General features: G+C 63.1%; 20 protein-coding genes. 12 read left to right on the top strand and 8 right to left on the bottom strand.

The features are described 5' to 3' along the window. Nucleotides 1–72 precede the first annotated feature (72 nt). Nucleotides 73–489: a secondary thiamine-phosphate synthase enzyme YjbQ gene (locus tag Thiosp_RS05310; protein ID WP_201065820.1), complete on the top strand. Its 417-nt coding sequence runs from the start codon at nucleotides 73–75 to the stop codon at nucleotides 487–489. Nucleotides 490–561: 72 nt separating this feature from the next. Here Thiosp_RS05310 and mltB read toward each other — a convergent pair whose 3' ends face one another. Together mltB and Thiosp_RS05300 are read right to left on the bottom strand one after the other, a co-directional pair. After that, entirely contained in the window at nucleotides 562–1,869 is a 1,308-nt protein-coding gene (mltB, locus tag Thiosp_RS05305; RefSeq protein WP_201065821.1) for a lytic murein transglycosylase B, read from the bottom strand. A 71-nt stretch (nucleotides 1,870–1,940) separates the two neighbouring features. Next, on the bottom strand, nucleotides 1,941–2,327 hold the full coding sequence (locus tag Thiosp_RS05300) for a RidA family protein (protein WP_201065822.1): 387 nt from the start codon (nucleotides 2,325–2,327) through the stop codon (nucleotides 1,941–1,943). A 152-nt stretch (nucleotides 2,328–2,479) separates the two neighbouring features. Here Thiosp_RS05300 and Thiosp_RS05295 point away from each other — a divergent pair, with 152 nt between their 5' ends. The 3 genes from Thiosp_RS05295 (at nucleotide 2,480) to Thiosp_RS05285 (ending at nucleotide 5,580) form a co-directional block, all read left to right on the top strand. Then, nucleotides 2,480–3,376, top strand: a complete 897-nt coding sequence (locus Thiosp_RS05295) for a phosphoribosylaminoimidazolesuccinocarboxamide synthase (RefSeq protein ID WP_201065824.1) — start codon at nucleotides 2,480–2,482, stop codon at nucleotides 3,374–3,376. Between the two features lie 108 nt (nucleotides 3,377–3,484). Beyond that, nucleotides 3,485–4,429 carry a bile acid:sodium symporter family protein gene (locus tag Thiosp_RS05290; protein WP_201065826.1) on the top strand — a complete coding sequence of 315 codons (945 nt, stop codon included), beginning with the start codon at nucleotides 3,485–3,487 and terminating at the stop codon, nucleotides 4,427–4,429. Between the two features lie 140 nt (nucleotides 4,430–4,569). Next, on the top strand, nucleotides 4,570–5,580 hold the full coding sequence (locus Thiosp_RS05285) for an alpha/beta fold hydrolase (protein WP_201065828.1): 1,011 nt from the start codon (nucleotides 4,570–4,572) through the stop codon (nucleotides 5,578–5,580). Here the strand turns inward: Thiosp_RS05285 and Thiosp_RS05280 are convergent. From Thiosp_RS05280 to Thiosp_RS05265, 4 genes are read right to left on the bottom strand one after another with little or no spacing between them, the layout of a single operon-like run. Then, nucleotides 5,543–7,120, bottom strand: coding sequence for an ABC transporter substrate-binding protein (locus Thiosp_RS05280; RefSeq protein WP_201065830.1), 1,578 nt, complete (start codon nucleotides 7,118–7,120; stop codon nucleotides 5,543–5,545). The genes Thiosp_RS05285 and Thiosp_RS05280 overlap by 38 nt on opposite strands. A 59-nt stretch (nucleotides 7,121–7,179) precedes the next feature. Further along, the gene (locus tag Thiosp_RS05275; RefSeq protein ID WP_201065831.1) at nucleotides 7,180–7,647 is read right to left on the bottom strand and encodes a CYTH domain-containing protein; all 468 of its coding nucleotides are present in this window, start codon (nucleotides 7,645–7,647) and stop codon (nucleotides 7,180–7,182) included. Nucleotides 7,648–7,686: 39 nt separating this feature from the next. Beyond that, nucleotides 7,687–8,787, bottom strand: coding sequence for a tRNA guanosine(34) transglycosylase Tgt (tgt, locus tag Thiosp_RS05270; protein ID WP_201065832.1), 1,101 nt, complete (start codon nucleotides 8,785–8,787; stop codon nucleotides 7,687–7,689). After that, a complete protein-coding gene (locus tag Thiosp_RS05265; protein ID WP_201065833.1) occupies nucleotides 8,777–9,490 on the bottom strand; it encodes an HAD family hydrolase in 714 nt (237 codons plus the stop codon). The genes tgt and Thiosp_RS05265 overlap by 11 nt, the downstream gene beginning before the upstream one ends. A 59-nt stretch (nucleotides 9,491–9,549) precedes the next feature. On the opposite strand from Thiosp_RS05265, the gene msrA reads away from it, so the two are divergent. Continuing rightward, nucleotides 9,550–10,143: a peptide-methionine (S)-S-oxide reductase MsrA gene (gene msrA, locus Thiosp_RS05260; RefSeq protein ID WP_201065921.1), complete on the top strand. Its 594-nt coding sequence runs from the start codon at nucleotides 9,550–9,552 to the stop codon at nucleotides 10,141–10,143. A 43-nt stretch (nucleotides 10,144–10,186) separates the two neighbouring features. Here the strand turns inward: msrA and pgl are convergent, their stop codons facing one another. Beyond that, complete coding sequence (gene pgl / locus Thiosp_RS05255) at nucleotides 10,187–10,888, bottom strand: 6-phosphogluconolactonase (RefSeq protein WP_201065834.1); 702 nt, start codon at nucleotides 10,886–10,888, stop codon at nucleotides 10,187–10,189. Nucleotides 10,889–11,095: 207 nt separating this feature from the next. Between pgl and Thiosp_RS05250 the strand changes: the two genes are divergently transcribed. The 7 genes from Thiosp_RS05250 to Thiosp_RS05220 all read left to right on the top strand — a co-directional run bounded on the left by Thiosp_RS05250 (nucleotide 11,096) and on the right by Thiosp_RS05220 (nucleotide 14,295). After that, nucleotides 11,096–11,455, top strand: a complete 360-nt coding sequence (locus tag Thiosp_RS05250; RefSeq protein ID WP_201065835.1) for a TusE/DsrC/DsvC family sulfur relay protein — start codon at nucleotides 11,096–11,098, stop codon at nucleotides 11,453–11,455. A 443-nt stretch (nucleotides 11,456–11,898) separates the two neighbouring features. After that, on the top strand, nucleotides 11,899–12,609 hold the full coding sequence (locus tag Thiosp_RS05245) for a YfbK domain-containing protein (protein ID WP_201065837.1): 711 nt from the start codon (nucleotides 11,899–11,901) through the stop codon (nucleotides 12,607–12,609). Continuing rightward, on the top strand, nucleotides 12,501–13,025 hold the full coding sequence (locus Thiosp_RS05240; RefSeq protein ID WP_201065922.1) for a YfbK domain-containing protein: 525 nt from the start codon (nucleotides 12,501–12,503) through the stop codon (nucleotides 13,023–13,025). Before Thiosp_RS05245 ends, Thiosp_RS05240 begins: the two co-directional genes overlap by 109 nt. 19 nt (nucleotides 13,026–13,044) lie before the next feature. Beyond that, entirely contained in the window at nucleotides 13,045–13,290 is a 246-nt protein-coding gene (locus Thiosp_RS05235) for a hypothetical protein (RefSeq protein ID WP_201065839.1), read from the top strand. A 45-nt stretch (nucleotides 13,291–13,335) separates the two neighbouring features. Next, nucleotides 13,336–13,632 (top strand): hypothetical protein, encoded by a 297-nt coding sequence (locus tag Thiosp_RS05230; protein WP_323696847.1) that lies wholly within the window; start codon nucleotides 13,336–13,338, stop codon nucleotides 13,630–13,632. A 34-nt stretch (nucleotides 13,633–13,666) separates the two neighbouring features. Then, complete coding sequence (locus Thiosp_RS05225) at nucleotides 13,667–13,915, top strand: type II toxin-antitoxin system Phd/YefM family antitoxin (RefSeq protein ID WP_201065841.1); 249 nt, start codon at nucleotides 13,667–13,669, stop codon at nucleotides 13,913–13,915. Next, nucleotides 13,915–14,295 carry a type II toxin-antitoxin system VapC family toxin gene (locus Thiosp_RS05220; RefSeq protein ID WP_201065923.1) on the top strand — a complete coding sequence of 127 codons (381 nt, stop codon included), beginning with the start codon at nucleotides 13,915–13,917 and terminating at the stop codon, nucleotides 14,293–14,295. The genes Thiosp_RS05225 and Thiosp_RS05220 overlap by 1 nt, the downstream gene beginning before the upstream one ends. Nucleotides 14,296–15,024: 729 nt before the next feature. Here Thiosp_RS05220 and Thiosp_RS05215 read toward each other — a convergent pair. Further along, a complete protein-coding gene (locus Thiosp_RS05215; RefSeq protein ID WP_201065842.1) occupies nucleotides 15,025–15,879 on the bottom strand; it encodes a hypothetical protein in 855 nt (284 codons plus the stop codon). Nucleotides 15,880–16,011: the final 132 nt, after the last annotated feature.

Here is a 16,011-nt window from a genome sequence, read left to right as displayed (position 1 = left end):
ACGATAGCAATTGCGCCGGCGGCGGCCACGTCATTGCTGGCTGACAATTCAAGAAGCGACAGGAATCCACCAATGATCTCTCAAAAACAGCTCAAGATCGCTACGCACGGGCGCGGGCTTTACCGCGTCGATGACCAGATCAAGCACATGGTGCGCGACAGCGGTATCCGCATCGGCATCTGCCATGTCTTTGTGCAGCATACCAGTGCGTCCCTTTTGATCTGCGAGAATGCCGACCCGCAAGTCGGCCGCGATCTGGAAGCCTTCTTGGCGCGACTGGTGCCAGACGGCGATCCCTTGTTCGGTCATGCCGACGAGGGGCCGGACGACATGCCGGCGCATATCCGCTCGGTGTTGACCAACATGGACCTCAGCCTGCCCATCGTCGAAGGACGCTGCGGCCTTGGCACCTGGCAAGGGGTGTTTCTCTACGAGCACCGCGCCCATGCGCATCAGCGGCGTCTTTGCGTCACCCTGACTGGCCAGTAACTCAGCCAGCGACTTAGCCAGTAACTCAGCCAGGGACGCTGCGCGGGCACGCGTGCAGATTTACCCTGGAGTTCAGCTACGGGCGTCCGGTCTGGGTATCTCCTCGGTGATCAGAGTGCGCGGTGCCCCGCCTCGGCGCGCCTTGATGGCCTGCGCGAGTTGGTGCACGGCCATGGCGTAGAAGGAGCTGTGGTTGTAGCGGGTGATGACATAGAAATTGTCGTATCCCACCCAGTACTGGTAACCGCTGCCGACGTCGAGCTGCAGCAGGCTCAGGCGCTCCTGGCCTTTCGCCAGGGACGCGGCATCGATCCCCAGCGCGGTCAATGCGGCGGGACGGTAGTTGCTGTTAAAACCGGTCTCCATGCTCGCTGGCACGCTTTGCGCGACCTGCACCCGCTCGGTCACCGGCTGACCGCTACGCCAGCCGTGACTGACAAAATAATTGGCCACACTGCCAATGGCGTCCTCGGTGTCCCAAAGGTTGCGGTGGCCATCGCCGTCGAAGTCGACGGCATAGCGGCGGAAGCTCGAGGGCATGAACTGCCCCAGCCCCATGGCCCCGGCGAAGGAGCCGACCGGGCTCAAGGGATCGAAGTTCTCATCGCGCGCCATGATCAGATAATGCGACAACTCATCGGTGAAGAATTCCGACCGGCGCGGATAATCGAACGCCAGAGTCGTCAGCGCGTCAATGGTGCGGTGCGAGCCCATATAGCCGCCCCAGCGGGTTTCCACACCAATGATGGCGACCAGATACTCCGCCGGCACGCCATATTGCTTCTCCGCGCGCGCCAGAGTGATGGCGTGACGGCGCCAAAAGTCGGCCCCCGCCGCGATGTTCGAGTCCTTGAGAAATTTCGCGCGATAGCGCAGCCAGGCACCATTCGGCCCGCTGGGTTTGCTTGGGCGCGGCGCGATGCGGTGCATATAGTCGATAATCCACTGCTGACGCTCGACCTGAGAGAACAGTCGTGCAAGCTCCGCCTCGTCAAAACCCTCCGCCTGCATGCGCGCGATAAAGCGCTGCAGTGCCGCATTGCCGGCATAATCCCCACGCACACCGCCTGCCGTGGAAACCTTGGTAAAAGCGGAAACCCGCGCGCTGCTGCCGGGGACCTTGAAGACATCCCCATCAGCCTGCGGCCTATTGGCAGAGGATGCCAGGCGCACAACCGGCTCGGAGCGGGAAGGCGTCGCTGGTGTCGTCGGCGAACTGGCTCGCGTCGCGCCTGAACTCGCGCCCAAACTCCCACCCGGTGCGGTGTCCGCATCCTCAGCAGCGGCCCCAAAGGTCTTGGTCTGCTGGGTTGAACAGCCTCCTAGCGCAAAAGCCGCGCAGGCAAGTGGCAGCAGGAATCGCGCTCGCAGCTTGGTCATCGCTTCATTTCCTCGGCAGCAGACTTATAAGGAATCACAAATGCACTTTCGGTTTTGGGCCACAAAACCCATCATTCATCCAGAACCATGATGGCGTCCATCTCAACGCCAGCGCCCTTGGGCAGCGCAGCAACGCCAATGGCCGCGCGCGCCGGGTAGGGTTCCTGAAAGTATTCCGCCATGACCTGATTGACTAGCGGGAAATGGCCAAGATCAGTCAGGAAGATATGCAGCTTGACCAGATCCTGAAAACTGCCACCAGCCGCCTGGGCCACCGCGAGCAGATTCTCGAAAACGCGGCGAATCTGCGCCTCCATGTCGCCAGGGACCAGCTCCATGGTCGCGGGATCAAGCGGGATCTGTCCGGAAAGATAAACGGTATTGCCCGCGCGCACGGCCTGAGAATAGGTGCCAATGGCCTGCGGTGCCTGATCGGTGTGAATCACGGTTCTGGTCATAGTCGAAATCCCGTCTGTGCCTCAGGTTGGTTTCTTTCCCCGTACCTTAGCGCATCCGCAGTCGCGGCGCCGCTCCAGTGCCGATTCGTGCCGCGCGGCTGTGATAGGCTGCCGCTCCCAATTTCGGACAGAGTCTTGAGGGTCATGCCGGCATGACAGCCTTGTATGCATCAAAGATTGACCATCTGCCACTGATCGGTCAAGGGAAAGTGCGTGATATCCATGCCGTCGATGACGACTGGCTGCTGATTATCACCAGCGACCGCCTGTCAGCCTTCGACGTGGTGCTGCCCCAGCCCATTCCCGGCAAGGGCGAGGTGCTCACACGGGTCACGCGCTTCTGGCTTGCGCGCACCGCGCACCTGATTCCCAACCAACTGCCAGCACCAGAGGACAATGCACCAACACTCGAGGCGCTGATTCCAGACCCCGAGCAGCGCGCTCAGATTGGCGCGCGCGCGATGCTGGTGCGACGACTGCGCCCGCTGCCGGTTGAGGCCGTGGTGCGTGGCTATCTGATCGGCTCCGGCTGGAAAGACTACCAGCGCGAAGGCACTGTGTGTGGGATTACCCTACCTCCCGGACTGGTCCAGGCAGCGCAACTGCCGGAGCCCATCTATACCCCGGCAACCAAAGCCGAGGTCGGCGCCCATGATGAAAACATCGCCTTCGCGCAGACAGAAAGCCTGCTCGGGCCGGACCTGGCCGCCAAAGTGCGCGACATCAGCCTGCGGCTCTACCGCGAGGCTGCCGCCCATGCCGCCGCGCGCGGGATCATCATCGCCGATACCAAATTTGAATTTGGCCTGGACAGCCAAGACCGTCTGCATCTGATTGACGAGGTGCTGACGCCGGATTCATCGCGCTTCTGGCCCGCCGACGCCTACCGCCCGGGGATCAGCCCGCCGAGCTTCGACAAGCAATATGTGCGCGATTATCTCGAGTTCATCGGCTGGGACAAGCGCCCACCCGGCCCTGAGCTGCCAGCCGAGGTGATCGCGCAGACAGCATCGAAGTACGCACAGGCGGAAAGACAGATCACCTCATGATTCGACGAACGCCTTGCCATGCGAGAACCGCATGGGATTTCGATTTATGTTGGGCCGGGTAAGGACCCACAACCGAAAACTTACTTTGTAATCGCAACAGCCCCTTTCATGATGACGTCCGTCACCACCCTTTTCCCGCTCTGGGCACTGCTGGGTGCTTTTTTCGCCTGGTGGCAACCGCAGTTTTTCACGCCCGGCAAGCCGCTGATCGTGCCCTTGCTCAGCCTGGTCATGCTGGGCATGGGGCTTACGCTTGAGTGGAGGCAATTCGCCGCCGTCTGGTCGCGGCGCGCGGCAGTCGGTCTTGGCCTGGCGTTGCAGTTTCTGATCATGCCGTTCGCTGCCTGGGCCATCGCCACCGGCCTGCAATTTCCGCCGGAGCTGGTCGCCGGCATGGTGCTGCTCGGCGCCTGCCCGGGCGGCACGGCATCCAACCTGATCTGTTACCTGGCACGCGGCGATGTGGCCCTGTCGATTACCCTGACCACGATCTCGACGCTCATCGCCATTGTGGCCACCCCTGCCCTCACCCTCGCTTACGCCGGACAACAGGTACCGGTGCCAGCGGCGGCCATGCTGCTGTCGATGCTGAAGGTGGTTCTGGCGCCCGTTGCCATCGGCGTCGCCGTCAATACCTGGCTTGGCCCGCACCTGACGCGCATCAAGAGCATCTTCCCGCTGATCTCCATGCTGGCGATTGTGGTCATCATCGCTATCGTGGTCGCACTCAATCAGGCGCAGATCGCCCAGACTGGCCTGCTCCTGATGCTGGCGGTGATGCTGCACAATAGCGTGGGATTGCTCGGCGGCTATTCTCTTGCGCGCTGGCTCACCCGCGACGAACGCACCGCGCGCACACTGGCCATTGAAGTCGGCATGCAAAACTCCGGGCTCGCGGTCGCGCTGGCCACTCAGTACTTCTCCGCTGCAGCCGCCCTGCCCGGTGCGATTTTCTCCATCTGGCACAACCTGAGCGGTTCCCTCCTGGCTGCCTTCTGGGCGCGCCGCCCGCCGCGCGAAATCTCCGGTGCAACACACACGACTCCATCCTGATCGCTGCACGCAATCCGCAACAAAGAGGCAATTTCTCCAGTCACGCTGGAAGAATTCCTCTGGCACCCTTGTTACGGACGCAGAAATGTAATCTGCAAACGCGATAGAATGGGCACATTTCAACTCAGGTAATCTTGGGTATGTGGCGTTTTCTCTTAGGCGCACTTCTGGTGCTGGCTTTCGCGCTCGTGCTGATCGCTCTTGTTGGGCCGCTGTTCATCAACCCGAACCAAGCCCCGGAAAAGTCGCCGACAAGGGTCGATCCGGCCGCGGCAACGCATTCTTTCGTCACCATTCCGGTCAGCGGCAGCCCGGGGCTGCGCATCCACTATCGCGACTCAAGCGACCCGCGCGACGACGCCATCGAACCCATCGGCAGTCAGGATTTCCTGCTGTTGCACGGATTTACCTTCAATCTGTCAACCTGGGGGCCGCTGTTCAAGTTCTTCGCTCGGGAAGGGCGCACCATCGCCTATGATCAACTCCCCTACGGCCTGAGCGAAAAGCCGCTGCCAGCGGACCTGGAAACGAACAACCCCTACGCCAAAGCCTCCGCTGTGGAGCAGCTGCTCGCGCTGATGGACGCGCTTGAGATGCCAAGGGCGATCCTGGTTGGTAATTCGTCCGGCGGCACACTGGCCTTGGATGTCGCGTTGCAGGCGCCCGAGCGCGTGTCGGGTCTTATCCTGATCGACCCCTGGGTCTACGCCAACCGCCCGACTTTCCCGGCCTGGCTCGTCGGCACCCCACAAATGAAGCGCATCAGCCTCATGCTCGGGCGCTACCTGGGCGGCGGCATGCCGCTGCTCAAGCTGTCCTATTTCGATCCGGAGCGCATTACCGAGGAGCGCCGCGAACTCGCCACCAGCCATACCTGGGCCCCCGGCTGGGATCTTGCCTGGGGCGCGCTGATGAACCGCTCCCTGCTCGACCCGGTCACCGTGAGCGAGGGACTCGCGCAAATCACACAGCCCACGCTGATCATTTCCGGCTCCGAGGACCGCGTGGTCAAAATGGCCGACAGCGCCCGCGTGGCCAGGACTATGCCCAACGCCGAATTCGCCGTGCTGCCCGAATGCGGACATGTCCCGCAGGAGGAATGCCCGGACCTGATCAAGGCGGTGATTGCCGACTGGCTGCGGCATCTGTGACACTTCTGCCGTTCGTAGTTCCTGGCCCCACAGAACGGCCGATCGTCACCATCTCAAGCCCGTCGTAGTCACCATCCGCTGCCAGCCGGTAGCCGCTCACCTCCGCGCGCCGGGCGAGGACCTGGTCCTCGTACCACAGCGGCACATAGGGCAGCTCGTGCAACAGCAGCGCTTGCAGCTCGCGATAGAGTGCGACTTGTTCTCCCACATCCTCGGTGACGCCAGCGCGATCGATCAAGTCATCGACCCGCGCATCGCGAAAGCGACCGCGATTGGCGCCATGCGGCGGCACGGAATCACTGTGAAACACATAGCGGAAGATATCCGGCCCACGTACCCCAACCCAGGTGAGGCTATAGAGCTGGAAGCGCCCTGACTTGATGTCGCCAAAGAAGGTGCCCCAGTCGTAGCTGCGGATGCGAAGCACGATGCCTACTTCTTCAAGCTGCGCCTGCAGCACGCTCGCCACCCGCAGCCGGAAGGGGTCGCTTGAGGTCTTGTAGGTCAGCTGCAAGGGGTGCTCGGGTCCGTAGCCGAAACCGGCAAGCAGTTCCCGCGCGCGCTCCGGGTCATGGCGATAGGCCTTGAGATCCGGCGCGCCGGCCCAGTGCTCGGGCGGCAGCAGGGCCTGCGCCGTGCGCCCCAGGTCATGAAATAAATACTTGAGAATCGCTTCGCGATCGATGGCATAGGCAATTGCCATGCGCAGTTTTCGCTGGCTGAGCAGCGGGTCCTCCAGGTTGAAGCCCAGATAGGAAAAATTCACCCCGAGGCGCGTCTCCACCACCACGCTCGGCTGCCGGCGCAGATAGGCGACGAGCTCCGGTGGCAGATCGTTCTGCAGCAGGTCGACCTCTCCGCGCAGCAGCTTCATCACCCGCACGCTCGGATCTTTTACCGTGACCAGCTCGACACGCTGGCCGTCGCGGCGGCGCTCCAGGATCAAGCGACCGCTTTCTGGCCAGTCATGCAGCACGAAGGGGCCGCTCCCGAGCGGTTCGCGCGCGAAGTCCCGGCCGGCGGCGAGTGCATCCGCGGGCAGAATGCCGAGCCCGAGATAGGATGGGAACAAGGGATCAGCCCGGCTCAGCAGGAACTCCAGCCGGTCGTTATCCAGCACCTGGATATCGTCGATCAGCGCCAGTTGCGCGCCATGCGGCGAGCCGGTGGCGGGATCGACCAGGGAGCGATATGTCGCCGCCACATCGCGGGCATTCAGCCGGCTGCCATCGGAGAAGTCCCGTCCGTCCTGGCCCAGCACGAAGCGATAACGCCGATCAGAAAGCTGCTCCCAGCTCGCCAAACCAGGCACAGGCCGCCCGCTATCGTCAAAATCGACCAGCGCGCGATAGAGCAGATGATTGACGCGTTCGGAGGTTGCATCGGTCGCATGGCGCGGGTCCAGATTGCGCGCCGAGTTGGCGATGCCGAAGCGCAGCATCCCCTCGGAATCCACTGGTCCGCCGCAGGCCGTCAGCAAGAGCGCGAGCGCGCAGATGCCAACACTCATGGTCCAGGCCACCCCGGAGAACGAATCCATGAGATTCACGGAATGACCCAAAATGAATTCTGCTCGGAAGACTCGACAAACCCGACCGCTCACCAACGCGCGAACGGATGACGTGCCAGGCTGGAATTAAAATAGCGCGGATCATGCGAGACCTCCTCGCCAAGCCAGACGGGTCGCGGAAACTCCTGCGCGACGTCAGGCAGCTCGATCTCGGCCAGCACCAGCCCGTGATTGTCGCCGGCGAACTCGTCAACCTCCCACAACCAGCCTTGCTCGCGCACCAGGTAACGGCGCTTCTCGATCAAGGCACTCTGCGCAAACTCAGCCAGCATGGTCTCGGCATCCTCCGGCGGAATCGGATACTCAAACTCCGAGCGCGCCACCCCGCGGGTCGGCCCCTTGAGTGTGAGAAACGCCTGCTCGCCGCGCAGCCTCGCGCGCAGCGTTAGGCGTGCATCGGTGCTCAAATATCCCTGCACGATGCGCGAGTCGGACTCGCTCTGCGCCCGCCAGCTGTCATCACGGACGAGAAATTTGCGCTCTATCTCGATGGCCATCGGTTCAACCTGTTCTGGTCATAAGCGTTTTCAGCCCGGTCAGGAGCGCCGGTAAGCCTCGGCCAGGCTGGCAGCAAACGCCGATACCTGCTCCTGCTCAATCGCGGCGCGCAGATCGCGCATCAGGCGTTGGTAGTAAGTGAGATTGTGCAGGGTGTTGAGCCGGGCGCCGAGCATTTCGTTGCATCTGTCGAGATGATGCAGGTAGGCGCGGCTGTAGTCGCGGCAGCTTGGGCAGTCGCAGTCGGAGTCGAGCGGACCGGTGTCTTGCCGGTGCACGGCGTTGCGAATGCGCACCACGCCCTGGCTGGTGAACAGATGGCCGTTGCGCGCGTTGCGGGTTGGCATCACGCAATCGAACATATCGATGCCGCGCTGCACGGCATCGATGATGTCGAGCGGGGTGCCAACCCCCATCAGATAATGCGGTTTGTCGGCCGGGAGTCGCTCGGCCAGATGATCGAGCACCTGCTCGCGCTCCTGCGACGGCTCGCCTACAGAAAGACCACCGACTGCATAGCCGTCGAAACCGAGCTCAAGCAGCCCGTCGAGCGAGGCCGCGCGCAGATCGGTGAACATGCCGCCCTGCACGATGCCAAAGAGCGCTGCCGGATTATCCCCGTGCGCGATTTTACTGCGCGCCGCCCAGCGCAGAGATAGCTCCATGGATGTGCGCGCCTGCTCGTGACTGGCCGGATAGGGCGTGCAGTCGTCGAAGATCATCACGATATCGGCACCGAGCGCGCGCTGCACCGCCATCGACTCTTCCGGCCCCATGAACAGCTTGGCCCCGTCGACCGGGGAGCGAAACTGCACGCCCTGCTCGGTGATCTTGCGCAGGTCGCCCAAGCTAAACACCTGAAACCCGCCAGAGTCGGTCAGAATAGGACCATCCCAGTGCATGAAATCATGCAGGTCGCCGTGCGCGGCGATGATGTCGGTCCCTGGGCGCACCATCAGATGGAAGCTGTTACCGAGAATGATCTGGGCACCGAGGGCGCGGACCTCCTCTGGTGTGACGCCCTTGACGGTGCCATAGGTTCCCACCGGCATGAAGGCCGGGGTGTCGATGCTGCCGCGCGGCAGCTCAAGCCGACCACGGCGGGCGAGACCATCGGTTTTCAGCACATCAAAATGCATGGCTTGCCCCGTCGAGCCAGTCACGCAATCCATGCAGGTCGGCCACTTCAGCCAAAGGCGGCGGCAGCTCCTCCGGCCAGACTGCGCCGGTGCGGTTGACCCAGACGGCATCCAGCCCGCATTGGCGCGCCCCTTCGATATCGCGGATGGGATCATCGCCCACATGCAGGGTCTCGGCTGGTGTCACCCCAGCCCAGCGCATGGCCGCGCGAAACATGGCCGGGTCGGGCTTGGCAGCCCCAACGCCGGCTGCGGTCAGGGAGCAATGAAAGCAGTCCCGCAGCGGTGTCAGCGCCACCTCAGCATTGCCGTTGGTGACCGAGACCAGTTGGTAGGAGCGCCCGAGCAGACGCAGCATCTCCGCCACCTCCTCGTATGGCTCGACTCGGTTGCGGTGGGCGCAAAAAAGCGCAACCGCCTCCGTGGCCATGGCGGTGGAGTAACCAAAGTCTTCGAGCAGCAACTCCAGCGACACTTGCCGCAGCGCAGTCATGTCATGGGCGATATCCGGGCGCGTTTCGTAAAGCTCGCGCCGGTGCCGGCGCAGGCTGTCCAGATCGTGCGCAGCGGCCAGCCGCGGCACCTGCTCGTCGAGCCAGGCATGGAAATGCGCCTCGGCACGCTCAATAGTCGGGTGACAGGGCCAGAGGGTATCGTCTAGATCCAACGTCAGCAGGCGGTAATTCGAAGACAAAATCGACATCCCTGGTTGCACGGAGTAGGTTTAAAACGCAAACAGCCTTTCGCGCGGAGACGACTATGATGTTCCCATTCGGCAAAAAACTCGAGCTTCCAGGCCCCAGCGAAGCCATGCCCGGGCGCACCCAGCCCATGGTCATCGGTGGTCAGCATCTGGTGCTCGGCACCTCGATGCGCCCGCCCTTCCCCACGGGCATACGCCAGGTCTTGTTCGGCATGGGCTGTTTCTGGGGCGCGGAGCAAGGCTTCTGGCAGCTCGAAGGCGTGCACACCACCGCCGTGGGCTACGCCGGCGGCCTGACGCCCAACCCAACTTACGAGGAAGTCTGCAGCGGTCTCACCGGCCATGCCGAAGTCGTGCTGGTGGTCTTCGACCCCCAGCGGCTGTCTTTTGAAGCCTGCCTGGAGCACTTCTGGAGCAACCACAACCCAACCAGCGGCATGCGCCAGGGGGTCGATATTGGCACCCAGTACCGTTCGGTCATTTTCACCGATGGCGACGACCACCTAAGCGCCGCGCGCGAAAGCCTGGCTGCTGAACAGCGCAAGCTCGACGCCACGGGCAGCGAGACGATCACGACCGACATCCGCCCAGCGCCGACCTTCTATTACGCCGAAGACTACCATCAGCAGTATGCCGCACGGCGGTTTCGTTAAGCCACCCTGGCCGACCGGCCATTCGGCGCGCTAACTGGCGCAATTACGCCCCGGTCTCAGCGCTTTGATCAAGCATGATCAACGCAGACCCGGCAGCGGCAACCCGCGCGACAGGGAGTGCCGCGCCCTGCTGCCATTGCTCCAGCGCATGGTGTTTTCCGGCTCCAGTGACCAACAGCAACATCTGCCGACAGGCGCCAAGCGCACCTGCCGTCAGGGAGACCCGATCGGGTGGCGGCTTGGGCGCGTCGCGCACCGGCACGACCAGATCTGGCCCCGACAGCTCGCGATCGGAGGCCAAGCCCGGAAACAGGCTGGCGGTATGCCCATCCTCGCCCATGCCGAGCAACACCAGATCGAACGGCAGCGCCTCGGCGACCACTGGCGCGTAAGCACTGGCCGCCGCCTCCGGCCCCAGCTCGGCCGGAATCGCGGCGAGCTGGCTTGGATGAATGCCCGCTGGCTCCAGCCAGGAGTTCAGCGCCATGCGGCTATTGCGTTGCGGATCATCCACCGGCAAACAGCGCTCGTCGCCGACAAAGAAACGCCAGCCGCTCCAGTCCTGGTGCGTCTGCGCGAGCAACCGATAGGCCGCCTCCGGTGTGGTGCCACCGGCCAGTACCAGGTTGAACCAGCCGCGCTCGGCCACGGCCGCGCGGCCGAGCTGCATTATCCTCTCCGCCGCCGCCTCGGCCACCGCCTTGGCATCTTCAAAAACCTGCGTCTCGACCCCTGGCAATTGCATCGATCAAACCTCCTTCGCACCGCAGTAGGAAACAAGCATAGACCAATCGGCGATGAACCTCCCGCTGCTGAAACCTGGATGATGCCGGGCGCGTCTCCAGCACCAGCGGCTTGACGCACCGACGCAAGTCCAGTAGACAATCAAGCGCGCGATCCGTCGCGACAGTGCACAACAGAATCCAACACCAAAGCCAAGAGGAGTTTTACCATGGCCGAGACCATGAGCGAAATTATGAACCCGGCAAACCGCCAGCATGACCCCCAGTTTCCGCACGCTCCGGAAGGCTGGAGCAGCGCCAGCGCCGAAGCCACGGCCAGTGCTGACGACCTGAAATTGGAGGCAGATCACTGGGAGCTGATTAGCGCGCTGCAGGCGTTCTTCGCAGCCGATGAGACGCCCAATGTTCGCAAGCTGCACGACGCGCTCGATGAGCATTTTCACGCGCGCGGCGGCATCAAATACCTCTATGAGCTCTTACCCGGCGGCCCCGTGGCTCAAGGCTGCCGTCTGGCCGGCCTGCAGGCGCCAGCTGGCGCCGTCGACAAGTCATTCGGCAGCGTTCAGTAGCTCGAGGCGCATTATGTCGCGGCCAGCCGACGCTGGCCGCGACACAGAGAAAACGGTTTTCCCTAGACCGGGGCAGCCCTCAGCGGCATGCTATCCACGGACGAAGCGAACACCAAACGGCCTAGACGGCCAACTCAGCCGGCATTCAATAGGAGGCCATCATGCGACAGAATGTTGGAATCGCGACCCACCTGGTCCTAGCCGCTGCGGGCTTGGTAGTGCTCGGCTGGACTCACGCAGGGCTCACGGGCGAGAGCTGTCTAACCATCGTGGAACGGGCGGAAGCCGCCATCCTAGAGGGGCGGGCCGCCAGCTCAGCCCGTGGCGGCGCACCCGCGCCGGCTCCCGAGATACTTCTTTTTTATGCAGCCGCCCAACATAGCGGCTGCGCTCGAAGAGTCGCCCCCCTGACCCGAACGGCGCCCCAATCAGCCCGGCCGGCCATGAAAATGGCCGATGGCATGGGTAGGGTGGCCCCGCCATCGCCCAGCCCGTTGCCCGAGGCAGGCATCGTCGAGCGTGATCGCTTCGCCGAGACTGACCTGAACGGCGTGATTCGCACCAGCGATCAACCCATCTCCACCTTCTCCGCCGACGTGGACACCGCCTCCATGGGCATCGTGCGGCGCTTTATCCGCGATGGGGCCCCCCCGGCCGACGCCGTGCAGGTGGAGGAGCTGGTCAACTACTTCGACTACAACTATCCGCGCCCAGAGAGCGCCGCAAAACCTTTCGCGCCTTCGGTTCACCTGATGCCGTCGCCCTGGGGGCAGGGACGCGAATTGATGGTGGTGGGTATTCGCGGTTGGGCCCCGCAACGGGCCAAGCTGCCACCGGCCAACGTGGTCCTGCTGGCCGACGTGTCCGGATCCATGCGCGGCCCCGACCGCCTGGACCTGGTCAAGCGCTCCATGGCCGTACTGGTAGACCAACTTAACGGCGACGACCATGTCGCCCTGGTCACCTACGCCGGCGCCGCCCAGCTACAGCCCATCGCCGATGATGTCAAATTCCAGGTCGAGTTCAACCCTGCACAGGTAGCCGAATACCGCCTGGTCGGCTACGAGACGCGAATGCTACGCGAGGAAGACTTCGCCAACGATGCCGTCGACGCGGGCGAGATCGGCGACGGCCACAGGGTCACTGCCATCTAGGAATCGCCGCGCCCGGTTCGGCCGGCCTGCGGCTTCCGCAGCGACGCTATGGCGACAGACAGGGCGCCGAATCCGCATCCACCCCGACATCTCCGCAAACCCCGTCAGCCGCGGATCGGCAGGCCGAGCTCGCCCATCTTCGCATCCGCTGGAAAGCCCCTGGAGAGACCGCCTCACGCCTGATGGAGCGACCCGTCACCGCAGCCGACAAGGCGCCCCTGGCCCAGCAATCCGACGATACCCGTTTCGCCGTCGCCGTCGCCAGTTTCGCGCAGCTCCTCCAGAACAACCCGGCTGTCGGCGATTACAGTCTCGGCGACGTGCTGCAACTCACTCGGGGCGCCGTCGGCAAAGACCAAAATGGCCACCGCGTCCGCTTCGTCGAACTGGTCGAACAGGCGATGGCCTTGAATTGATGCCGAAACTCGCTGACACTTGCGCATCTACTCCACCCAACCCGGTCAGGGCTCGCGGCCGCTGCTGTCCATCAGCGCCAGCGGCGGTGCTGGTGAGCACGGCATCCTGCAAACCGGACTGACCTTGGACGAGCATTACCACCAAGGCAGGCGCAACCTGCTCATCAACCAGTCCGTCATCTGGTCCTGGAACGGCAAGGAATACACCATTGACCCCGCAACCCAAAGCACTCTCACCAGCCCCATGCCGGCGGCCGACGGCTAAGGCGCGAACTATCGCTTCTCTTGCGGACAAGCCCACACGGACCTGGTGCCAGCCGCCGGCCTCACGCTCGAGGACCCGCCTGGCGCCAGCTTCCAGGTGTGCTGCTATTCAAAAGAGAACGAAAGGAACATCATCCTCCTAGAAATCCTGGTGAATCCATACGCGCCAACAACTCCCGGGCAACTTGCGCCTTTCAAAAACCCCAAGCTCGACGACGAACTGGCCTGCAAGCTTTGCTTTCAGGGGGAATGCGAAGACACAACCCTCGGCGTTAGCGACATGAGCGGCAATTTCTCCAAGCAATTCCCAAGAAAAATGCTTGATCCGTTAGCCGACTCGTAACTAGACTAAGTCTAGCTAATTGAGAGGACCAGCGATGCAAACGCAGTTTAACATTCATGAGGCCAAGACGCGCCTGTCGCGGATCATCGAACAAGTCGAATCCGGTGGTGAAGCAGTGATTGCCCGAGCCGGCAAACCGGTCGTGCGCCTGGTGCCCATTGAAGCACCACCGGCTCGGCGCGTGCTCGGGCGGCTCGCCGGACGATACAAGCTACCCGCGGACGACAACAAACCGCTGCCCGCGACCCCTGCCGAATTCATCGACGCCATCGAGGGTCGATGATGCGCGTCCTCCTCGATACGCATATCCTGCTCTGGTCCCTCCTTGAGCCAGCCCGGCTCGCGCCCTCTCACAGGGAGATGCTGGAATCTCCCGAACATGAGGTCTTCTTCAGTGCCGCAAATATCTGGGAAATTGCGATCAAGCGCGCCTTGAATCGGCCTGACTTCGACGCGGAGCCCGAGGTTGTCCGCGCGGCCGGATTGGCAACCGGCTTTCACGAATTGCCCATCACCGGCAGCCACGCCGCCACGGTTCGCCACCTTCCCGACCATCACCGCGATCCCTTCGACCGACTCCTGATCGCCCAAGCCAAAACGGAGCCAATGCGGCTGCTCAGCTCCGATCCTCTCATCCGTTGGTATTCAGTCGACACGCTGTGACAACTCATTTGTCGCGGCGCGCCGACCCGAATGGTGATGAATGATCAGCCGCACGAGATTCGCGGCAGGATTCTTCTAGCTTGGTCTTCCACAAACCAATCAACGTCCACCCGTTCTTGGTGACAGTAGCGAATCGCCGCGCTAAGTGTACGCCTGCGTCTTTTGGCGACACCGATTCCCCTTGATGTTTGGGCGGCCGAAAAACTGAACAGCCACTACGTCACCTACTGCAAGCTCGCCTCCATCCGCTCTCTGCGCCACTTACCCGCTGGCGATGAAACCCCCGTTGCGGAACCGCGCAAAGCCTATCCGCTGCTGCCGGCCGAGGACTTCCGCTCCTACGCCATCGCCACGCGCTTTCCGCGCAAGCTGGTCAAACAACTGCCACCAGGGAGTTGTCAAAAGACCGCAAAGGCCGGAATCGGCCGGAATCTATCGCCTGTCCGTCGGCACCCGCGACCTGCGCTTGGTGGTGATCAACCAGCTCGAACTCCACCCGCGCAACGCCCCCTAGGGCCTGTTTGCCACCGACGAGGCGCACTGGCGGGCAGCTTTCACGAGTTATCGCCCGCGCAGCGACGTGGGCACGCATCTGCACAACCTCACGGCCCATCACCGATTTGGAGAAGGCAAGATGGCACACACCTACGAAGACATGAAGCGCGAAGCCCGCGACTGGCTCAAAACCTACCTGCCCCAACTCGACCCCGAGGAACGCCTTGAGGAGCTTTACCCCGAAGAAGTGCTAAGGCGGTTTGATCCCGAGGCGCGGCAGAAAGGGCTAGATCCCGAGGTACGGCTGAATGGGGTTGCTGACTGGGCTGATGACGGGGTTGCTGTCTGATTAGCCGCCTGCTTTGACGCCGGTATCGATGCGGGGCTTGCCCCCTGCATTGCAACTGGCGCTTGCGGCGGGGCTTGGCCGAGTTGGGCGGCGAGCGTTTCCGCGAGGAAGGTCTTGCCCACGCCCGGCGGCCCCGCGAATGTGAGCACCATGCGCGGGCCTTTGCTGTCACCCTCGCCGCGCGGGGGCACCAGCAGGTTGGCAAAGAGCGCCTCGCACACCGCCTCGACGGCTTGCTCCTGGCCAAGAACGCGCCCCGCCAAGGCCGAACGGAATTCTGAGACCCGCTCGGACGCGGCTTTGAGCGCATCCCAGCGGCTGCCGCTGGCCACGCGGTGCTGGCGGGCGGGATCGAACAGCCATTGCTTCCAGTCCGGGTCGTCGTCCAGCTCCTCGATCAGCCGCTCCAGGAGCGGCTTGGCGGACAGCTCCCGATACCGCGCCATGAGGTCGCCAACCAGCGCCTTGAGCCGCGGCGACAGGGGCAGTTGCTGGTCAGTGATGGGTTGGGAAACGCGCGCGAGGCGCTCGCGCAAGTCTGGCGCGAAGCGCGAGGGGTCAAGCGGGTAGTCGGATGCGAGAAGCTCGCCAATCAGTTCGCGCCCAGCGTCCGCTTTCAGGGCACCCAGCATGAGGTGCGGCAGGTCCAGCACCGACTCCCGCCTGTCCGTGGCATGGGCCTTGGCCCAGGCAATCAGTTTGGCGGAGAGGTCATCGAGCTTCGTCGCGGATGTCGCCAAGGCATACCTCGCACTACGAAATTCGTGTTCGGCAAGGATAGCCCACGGGCATGCCCGCAAGCAAAAACTTAAGAACAGTCAGGCAATACGGGAGTGCGCGCAATCACCTTGGGGATTTCCGACCAATCGCGT

Origin of the sequence: Thiorhodovibrio litoralis (assembly GCF_033954455.1) — a bacterium.
Classification (GTDB): Bacteria; Pseudomonadota; Gammaproteobacteria; order Chromatiales; family Chromatiaceae; genus Thiorhodovibrio; species Thiorhodovibrio litoralis.
This window is presented reverse-complemented; position numbering and strand designations above follow the sequence as displayed.